This is a genomic window from Candidatus Oscillochloris fontis (assembly GCF_004138135.1).
Lineage (GTDB): Bacteria > Chloroflexota > Chloroflexia > Chloroflexales > Chloroflexaceae > Oscillochloris > Oscillochloris fontis.
Map to the genome: position 1 here is coordinate 1 of NZ_RYFD01000083.1, position 7,630 is coordinate 7,630.

The 7,630-nt window shown below is 57.2% G+C and carries 6 protein-coding genes; 3 read left to right on the forward strand and 3 right to left on the reverse strand.

Translation table 11 applies throughout. The features are described from left to right. Positions 1-46: 46 nt before the first annotated feature. Positions 47-841, reverse strand: a complete 795-nt coding sequence (locus EKD03_RS17645; protein ID WP_129633686.1) for a hypothetical protein — start codon at positions 839-841, stop codon at positions 47-49. Positions 842-1,039: 198 nt separating this feature from the next. Here EKD03_RS17645 and EKD03_RS17650 point away from each other — a divergent pair, with 198 nt between their 5' ends. Beyond that, entirely contained in the window at positions 1,040-1,531 is a 492-nt protein-coding gene (locus EKD03_RS17650) for a DUF427 domain-containing protein (protein WP_129633688.1), read from the forward strand. A 72-nt stretch (positions 1,532-1,603) separates the two neighbouring features. Here EKD03_RS17650 and EKD03_RS17655 read toward each other — a convergent pair whose 3' ends face one another. Together EKD03_RS17655 and EKD03_RS17660 are read right to left on the reverse strand one after the other, a co-directional pair. Then, positions 1,604-2,218 (reverse strand): superoxide dismutase, encoded by a 615-nt coding sequence (locus EKD03_RS17655; protein WP_129633690.1) that lies wholly within the window; start codon positions 2,216-2,218, stop codon positions 1,604-1,606. A gap of 208 nt (positions 2,219-2,426) precedes the next feature. Continuing rightward, positions 2,427-3,059, reverse strand: coding sequence for a helix-turn-helix transcriptional regulator (locus EKD03_RS17660; protein WP_238613577.1), 633 nt, complete (start codon positions 3,057-3,059; stop codon positions 2,427-2,429). 276 nt (positions 3,060-3,335) lie between these two features. Here EKD03_RS17660 and EKD03_RS17665 point away from each other — a divergent pair, with 276 nt between their 5' ends. Next, positions 3,336-4,004, forward strand: coding sequence for a hypothetical protein (locus tag EKD03_RS17665; RefSeq protein ID WP_129633694.1), 669 nt, complete (start codon positions 3,336-3,338; stop codon positions 4,002-4,004). Between the two features lie 31 nt (positions 4,005-4,035). After that, positions 4,036-7,485: a helicase-related protein gene (locus EKD03_RS17670; RefSeq protein WP_129633695.1), complete on the forward strand. Its 3,450-nt coding sequence runs from the start codon at positions 4,036-4,038 to the stop codon at positions 7,483-7,485. Positions 7,486-7,630 lie beyond the last annotated feature (145 nt).

Here is a 7,630-nt window from a genome sequence, read left to right on the forward strand (position 1 = left end):
CGCTACGGGCGACGCAAGGAGCATGATCTGGCACGAAAGACCGTCTTTATCCGTACATACGTACTGCGTAAGGTGAGTTATGCATAATCTCCTGATCAATATCAACAAGTACGATAAAAGAAGATTGAACATCCTGCACATCGCGCAGCAATACTTCGTCGTCTGGTACCCCTTGCAACCGATCAATCAACAGCTTCAGTTGAGACTCTACGGCAACCCGCGACTCGGGTTGCTGCGTGAAGATATAGGCTTGCATCGCAGTGTGCAACTGGAGGGCTAAGACATGAATTGCGGGATCGTCCAGCATGCGGGTACGTAACTCTACTTGCTGCAACGTAACCTGGATCTGAGCTTCGAGGCCATGGGGCGGCGCACGCTCTTCAATCTTCGCCACGGTGGCCAAAAAGGTCTGCTCATACATCTCAATACGTGGGCGTAACGCACTACTTGCGTCGGCGAGCGCTTGATCAACCGGAGTCATCTCAAGGCTGCGCAATGCATCAAGCTGATCGAGGGAGGTGCGTGCCTCATCCAGATAGTCATGATTAGCCTGAACCAAATGTTGGGATTGATCACGATCCAACTCCCGCCAATGGCCAAGGAACTCTGTCTCATGCTGGTGCGCCATCAGAAAGGCATTCTGTACCTGAAGACTCAGATCACGCTCCTCGGTGGCCTTGGTAAAGGTACTGTTGATCTGCTGCATGACCGCCTGCTGGCCAGTGAGTGCAATCAACGACGTAATCAGTACAAGTAGCACAATCAGCCCCAAGCCGATAAGAAGTTGGCCACGGATGGTGCTGAAATAGTGGGTGTATGACCTGTTATCTTGAGGCTGCATGTGCTCCGTACATCTGTACATATGGTGAGCCGCGTTTGTAAAGAAGCTGGGCTTCTTTGTATTGTACCGCTGATTAGTATCTTTAGCACGTATCAACGCCGAATACTTGTATGATTATGGCTTCGCACTGTTGTCTTGAATCGTGTTATGTTATAGTAAAAAAAGCCTATTCTTTCACAAATAATAAGGAGCATTGCTATGATTACGCGGATCGAACCTGGGCCGGGACAAGAGAGTGTCTGGGATTACCCACGCCCACCGCGCCTAGAACCAACCCGTCGTCAAATTCGGATCATCTTTCAAGGGATTGAGATCGTCAATACCTGCCGTGCCTACCGGGTTCTGGAAACCAGCCACCCTCCCGTCTACTACCTACCACCCGACGATATCCAGATGCAGTACCTGCGCCCCACCAGCCGCCGCAGCGTGTGTGAGTGGAAGGGCCAAGCAACCTACTACACGCTGCGTATTGGTGATGCGCGGGTGGTGGATGTGGCCTGGACATACCTGAATCCTACGCCTACCTTCGCCGCAATCGCAGGCTATCTGGCCTTCTATGTGCGCCCGATGGATGCCTGTTATGTTGATACAGAACTGGTGACGCCGCAGCCGGGTGAGTTTTATGGAGGTTGGATTACGAGTGAGATTGTTGGGCCGTTTAAGGGTAGTCCGGGGACGTGGGGGTGGTAGAGGAGTAAGAACTTTTTTCTCTGCTGGTGGCGTATTCGCCGCCACCAGCAGAGAAAAAAGAGGGTTTAGGGTTTAGCCCTTGGCTGCGGCATACAGCTCGGCCACCTTGGCCCAGTTGACGACATGCCACCAAGCGTCAATGTAGCCGGGGCGCTTGAACTGGTACTTCAGGTAGTAGGCATGCTCCCAGACATCCAGGCCCAGAATGGGGCTTTTGCCCTCCATCATGGGCGTGTCCTGGTTGGGGGTGCTGGTGATGCTGAGGGTGCCATCCGGGGCGGCCACGAGCCAGGCCCAGCCCGACCCGAAGCGCCCAATGCCAGCGGCCTTGAATTTCTCCTGAAACGCGGCAAAGCTCCCGAAGGCAGCGGTGATCGCCGCGCCCAACTCACCATCCGGCTCGCCACCCGCATCTGGCCCCATCACCTCCCAGAAGAGCGAGTGGTTCCAGTGTCCACCACCATTGTTGCGTACCACCATGCGGATGTCTTCCGGGATCGCATCCAGGTTGCCCAGCAGATCCTCTAGGCTCTTGTCGGCCAGTTCGGGGTACTTGGCGAGTGCATTGTTCAGGTTGGTCACGTAGGCATTGTGGTGGTTATCGTGGTGGAAGTGCATGGTCGCCTCGTCAATGTGAGGCTCCAGCGCGGTGTAATCGTAGGGCAGTGGGGGTAACTCGAACGCCATAGTCGTTCTCCTTATACAACAGCGTATCCAAGGAATCCATCCCCCGATGGGGGTTCGGGGGCGGCAAAACCGCCCCCGAAGATCTTTTTTTGATCGTGGTTGGCGGCTTCGCCGCCAACCACGATCAAAAAAGTGCAGTTTGGGGCGTAGGGGCGAAGCATAGGCAACCGCACCAGTAGTGTTTCCGCAGGCGATGCTTCGCCCCTACTCAGGCAGGGATATGGTAGCGACAACAGTGGCTGCCCTGCGCAATCGTACTCTCACAGGTGATCGCCACACCAATCAGATCTTCATAGAGCAAGCGCTCTTGGCCACAAATCTGCGGGTAACGCCGAGCAATGCAGTCAATCGGACAGTTGTACTCGGTGAGCGTGAATGAGCCATCCTCAAGTTGCTCATACTCACACATGTAGCCCTGCTCAATCAGAATGTCGGTCAGCATGGCGACCTGCTCACACCGGTTTTTGTTACTTAGGCGTGGGCGTAGGTCGCGGTTCATAATGGTGCGCCGCCGATCAAGCAAGGAGTCAATCGCCGGTGCCCCGCCCACCTCGGCCATGTAGTTGATCAGATCGAGCGCGATGCGGTCATAGCGCTTGGGGAAGCGCCCCTCGGCCTCACTGGTGAGCATGTAGAGGTGACTCGGACGGCCAACATTGCGGCGTAGCCCAACGATCTCCACCAAGCCATCGCGTTCGAGCGTGGCGAGGTGTTGGCGAACTCCTACCGCACCAATGCAGAGCGATTCGCTTAGTTCTAACGCTGTCATCTGGCCATGCCGACGCAGCAGTTGGAGGATGCTCTGCCGGGTTGTGCCCTGTTCTTTGCGCTCGATGCCCATCGTGTACTGATCAGCCGTTTCGTTAGACTTTGCTATCGTATCCTGTAACGGAGTATAGCACGCTGATTCTGGCAGTGTCAAGGCATTATCTTCACCCCCATAGGGCATGGGCAACGTTCTTGGGGCTGTGCCCCAAACCCCCACCGGGGGCTTCGTTGCGCCCCCTCTGTCTATCAGTTACAATGATCTCGGTGCAGGAACGGGTGAAAGAGTATCTATATTGAGGCTACTTCTATGAAAATCAAAACATTGCTGAATCAACATAAACCAAGCCACATGAGTACTATCTATTTTGCTTGCGCTTCTATACAGTTTAATCTCTTGGCTGCTGCTACCCGTCTCTTTATTCGAAATCCCCATTGGGTACTCATACCCTTTCTGACTACCGTCACTGCGCTGGTCTACGATAACCTCGTGATTGGCTTGGGCCACATGATTGGCCCCGGTCGAACCCTGATGTTGCTCAATTATCCGCGCTATATCACCCACGCGACAGCATCATCATTCTTTGGGCTAGTAGGGCTGTATTTAGCGCAACAGGCGGGGGTAACGTGGGCTAAACAGCGGACGATGATCGTTACTTTTTGGGGTGTGACGCTCTTGGCGTTGGGGCGTGGGATCTATGTTGATATGATCAAACTTGATATGGTACCGAATTTTGATATGGGTACCCTGCGCTATTCCAATGCAGCTACGAGGGGGCTACCATTGCCTGAGATGGCGACAATTCTTATGGTTATGGTGTCTGGATTGGGCATTGCGATCCATAATCGTTGGCCGTGGCTCTTTGTTGGTTCGCTCACGATGTTTGTTATGGCTGGTCTGGCCAGGAAGATTGGGATTATGGCCAATATTGGCGAGATGGCGCTTGTTGCTGGGATTGTCGTGACGGGATACCACTTCCTCAATACACCTCCGCTTGTCCAGGCCGATCCTCTGGGCTAAGTGCGTTGTTTCAAAGCCGGAGAGATATTCTATGCCACCAGCCAAGAAGCCCTCGAAGATCTTCGATAACATTGACCAGAAGTTGGTTGATGCCCTGCTCAAGACTCTTCAGCATGCCCATCGTGCGGATTTCTGTATCGGCTTCTTCCGCCTGAGCGGGTGGGGTCAGGTTGCCGATGCGATTGATCATTTTGCCGGTGGTGTGGATGGCTCTTGCCGCGTCTTGATTGGGATGAGTGAGAGTCCCGATCAGGAGTTGCGTCGCCTCCAGCGTTCGTTGCGCCAGGGTGGGGACGATGAAGATGATCTCGATCTGGCCCGCGCTGCCCAATTGAAGAGCCGTGTGGCTACGGCGTTTCGCCAGCAGCTTGTCGGTATGGCTCCGTCCAACCGCGATGAGGCCGCGCTTCAGCGGCTCTGCCAGCAGATCCGCACTGGTAAGGTGCAGGTGAAGTTGCATCTGCGCTATAACCTGCATGCCAAGCTCTACCTTGCCTACCGCGATGATCCCGATAATCCGGTGACGGCCTACCTCGGTTCGAGTAACCTGACCATGTCGGGTCTGCGGGTGCAGGGCGAGTTGAATACCAAGATTACCGATGATCTCGATACCGAGAAGCTGGAACTCTGGTTCACCGACCGCTGGGAGGATGAGTGGTCGGTGGATATCTCCAATGACCTGCTCGTAGCGCTCGAAGCGAGTTGGGCTGGGGTGGAGCGCCTGCCCTATCATATCTTCCTGAAGATGGCCTACCACCTGGCCGAAGAGGCCCGCGCTGGGCTGAATGCGTTCTCGCTTCCGCGTGATTTTCGGGGCAAGCTCTTCCCCTTCCAAGAAGCCGCCGTCAAGATTGCGGCACGCCACCTGAACGAACGCGGTGGGGTGTTGCTGGGTGATGTGGTGGGTCTGGGGAAGACGATGATGGCCAGTGCGCTCGTCCGGATCTTCCGCGATGATTTCAATCTGCGCCCGGTGATTGTCTGCCCGAAGAATCTGGTGCCGATGTGGGAGCAGTACAATCGCGATTGGGATCTGGGCGCACGCATCATTCCCTATAGTCTGGTGCAGAAGGAGTTCCCCAACCTGCCCCCCCGCTATAAGCTGATCGTGATTGATGAGTCGCATACTCTGCGCAATCCTGAGGGTCGCCGCTATACCGCGATTGCCGACTATGTGCATGCCTTCGGCGAGAAGGAGTGTAAGGTCATCCTGCTCTCGGCCACCCCCTACAACAAGTCTTACCGCGATCTGAGTGCGCAGTTGCGTCTCTTCTTGCCCGATGACCGCGATCTGGGCATGCGCCCGGATGCCTACCTCCGCGCTGGAGGTGAGGATGACCTTCAGCGGGCGCAGGTGTCGCCGCGCACGCTGCGGGCCTTCGAGCAGAGTCCCTTCGCTGATGATTGGCGCGAGTTGATGCGCCTCTTTATGGTGCGTCGTACTCGCTCGTTCATTAAGCAGCACTATGCGACCTATGATCCGCTGCGTAATCGCTATTTCCTTGATCTGCATGGGGCGACGCCGTTCTACTTCCCAGAGCGGCTCCCCAAGACGGTGGTGGTTCCCACACCGATGCCCACTGACCCCTATGCGCAACTCTATGCCCCAGCGGTGGTGGATGCGATAGGAACGCTGTCGCTGCCACGCTATGGTCTTGCGACTTACCTGCGCTCGGATGCGTCGCGCAAGGCGACCGCAGCGGAACGTCCTTTGTTGGAGAACCTGTCGCGGGCGGGCAAGCGGCTGATGGGCTTCTGCCGGACGAATCTCTTTAAGCGCCTCGAATCGGGCGGCGCGGTCTTTTTGCAGTCGCTGGATCGGCATATTCTGCGCAACATGATCGTGTTGCACGCGATTGCGACCCATCAGCCCATCCCGCTGGGCGCACAGACGGATGATCTGTTGGCCACGGATACCGATTTGGATGCCGAGAGCGCAGCGGTGCAGGAGGCGGCCAGTGATGAGGAGACGGGGAGTGGGGTTTCTGCGGGAGCAGCGGCGACCAGTCCTGATCCGCTGCCGCTCGAAGGCTATCAGCGGCGGGCAGAGCAGATTTACCAACTCTATGCTGGCCCCATGCGCAGCCGCTTCAAGTGGCTTTCGCCCGCGCTCTTCACCGCCCAGCTTCAGCGCGATCTTCAGGCCGATGTGGATGCGCTGCTGAAGATCCTTACCGCTCAGGGCGTGTGGAACCCGGCTCACGATGCGAAGCTGCTGGCGCTGCTGGATGTGCTCCACGATCTGGCGGGGAAGAAGGTGCTCATCTTCACCCAGTTCGCGGATACCGTAGACTACCTCGTGACGCAGCTTCAGGCGGCGGGTATCCCACGGGTGGTTGGGGTGACGGGGCAGTCGGAGAATCCGACCGCATGCGTGCAGCGCTTTAGCCCCCGCTCGAATGGGGTCAGTCATGACACGGTGCTGGAGAACCCGATTGATGTCCTCATCGCCACCGATGTGCTGAGTGAGGGCCAGAACTTGCAGGATTGTGACCAAGTGGTCAACTTCGATCTGCCCTGGGCGATCATCCGCTTGATCCAGCGGGCGGGGCGTGTTGACCGCATTGGGCAGCAGTCGGATACGGTGACATGTCACACCTTTCTGCCGGCAGCGGGGATCGAAGCGATCATTGGGCTGCGTCGCCGCGTGCGCCAGCGCCTCAAGGAGAATGGTGAGGTGGTCGGCACCGATGAGCAGTTCTTTGAGCAGGATGACCAGGAGCAGGAACAGCGTCTGCTTCAGAATCTCTACACCGAGACGGCGGGTAGCCTTGATGATGCCGAGGATCAGGATGTGGATCTGGCCTCTTACGCCTATCAGATCTGGCGCAACGCGCTGGCCGCGAGTCCCAGTCTGAAGACGATCATTGAAGATATGCCCGACGTGGTCTATAGTGCGCGGCGGCGGGATGACCCGACCGCACCCATCACGGCGCTACCCTATACCGCACCGCCGGGGGTGTTGGTCTACCTCAAGTCGGCTAGCGGGGTGGACACCTTGGCTTGGATGCACGACGACGGCACCAGCGTGACCCAGTCGCAGTATGCGATCCTGCGGGCGGCGGCGTGTACGCTGGCCACCCCGGCGGTTCCGCGTGCCGAGCAGCATCACGATCTGGTACAAGCGGCCTTCAAACTGGTGGAGGAGCGCGAGGCGCTGGGTGGTGGTCTGGGCAGCCCACGCGGGGCGCGCTACCGTCTCTACACCAAGCTGACGGCCTACCGCGATCATCTGCACGCCACCGCACCGCTCTTTTTGAGTGAGGAACTAGAGCGCACCATTGACGAGATCTACCGCTTCCCCCTGCGCCCCGGCGCAGCCGACGCGATCAACCGCCAACTGCGCAGCGGCGCGAGTGCCGAGCAACTGGCCGATCTGGCCAAGGTGCTGCGTGATGAGCAGAAGCTCTGTTATGTTCAGGAGCAGCGTGAGGATCTTTCGATGGAGCCGCAGATCGTCTGCTCGTTGGGACTCATTTGAGGCAAGGAGCATTCCGTTTTGACGCAAAGACGCAAAGACGCAAAGACGCAAAGACGCAAAGACGCAAGGACGCAAGGACGCAAGGACGCAAGGACGCAAGGACGCAAGGACGCAAGGACGCAAGGACGCAAGGACGCAAGGACGC

Bases quoted from the DNA above. Each gene is read 5' to 3' on its own strand.
- EKD03_RS17660 (WP_238613577.1), bottom strand. From the start codon at position 3,059: ATGGGCATCGAGCGCAAAGAACAGGGCACAACCCGGCAGAGCATCCTC.
- EKD03_RS17645 (WP_129633686.1), bottom strand. From the start codon at position 841: ATGCAGCCTCAAGATAACAGGTCATACACCCACTATTTCAGCACCATC.
- EKD03_RS17665 (WP_129633694.1), top strand. From the start codon at position 3,336: ATGAGTACTATCTATTTTGCTTGCGCTTCTATACAGTTTAATCTCTTG.
- EKD03_RS17655 (WP_129633690.1), bottom strand. From the start codon at position 2,218: ATGGCGTTCGAGTTACCCCCACTGCCCTACGATTACACCGCGCTGGAG.
- EKD03_RS17650 (WP_129633688.1), top strand. From the start codon at position 1,040: ATGATTACGCGGATCGAACCTGGGCCGGGACAAGAGAGTGTCTGGGAT.
- EKD03_RS17670 (WP_129633695.1), top strand. From the start codon at position 4,036: ATGCCACCAGCCAAGAAGCCCTCGAAGATCTTCGATAACATTGACCAG.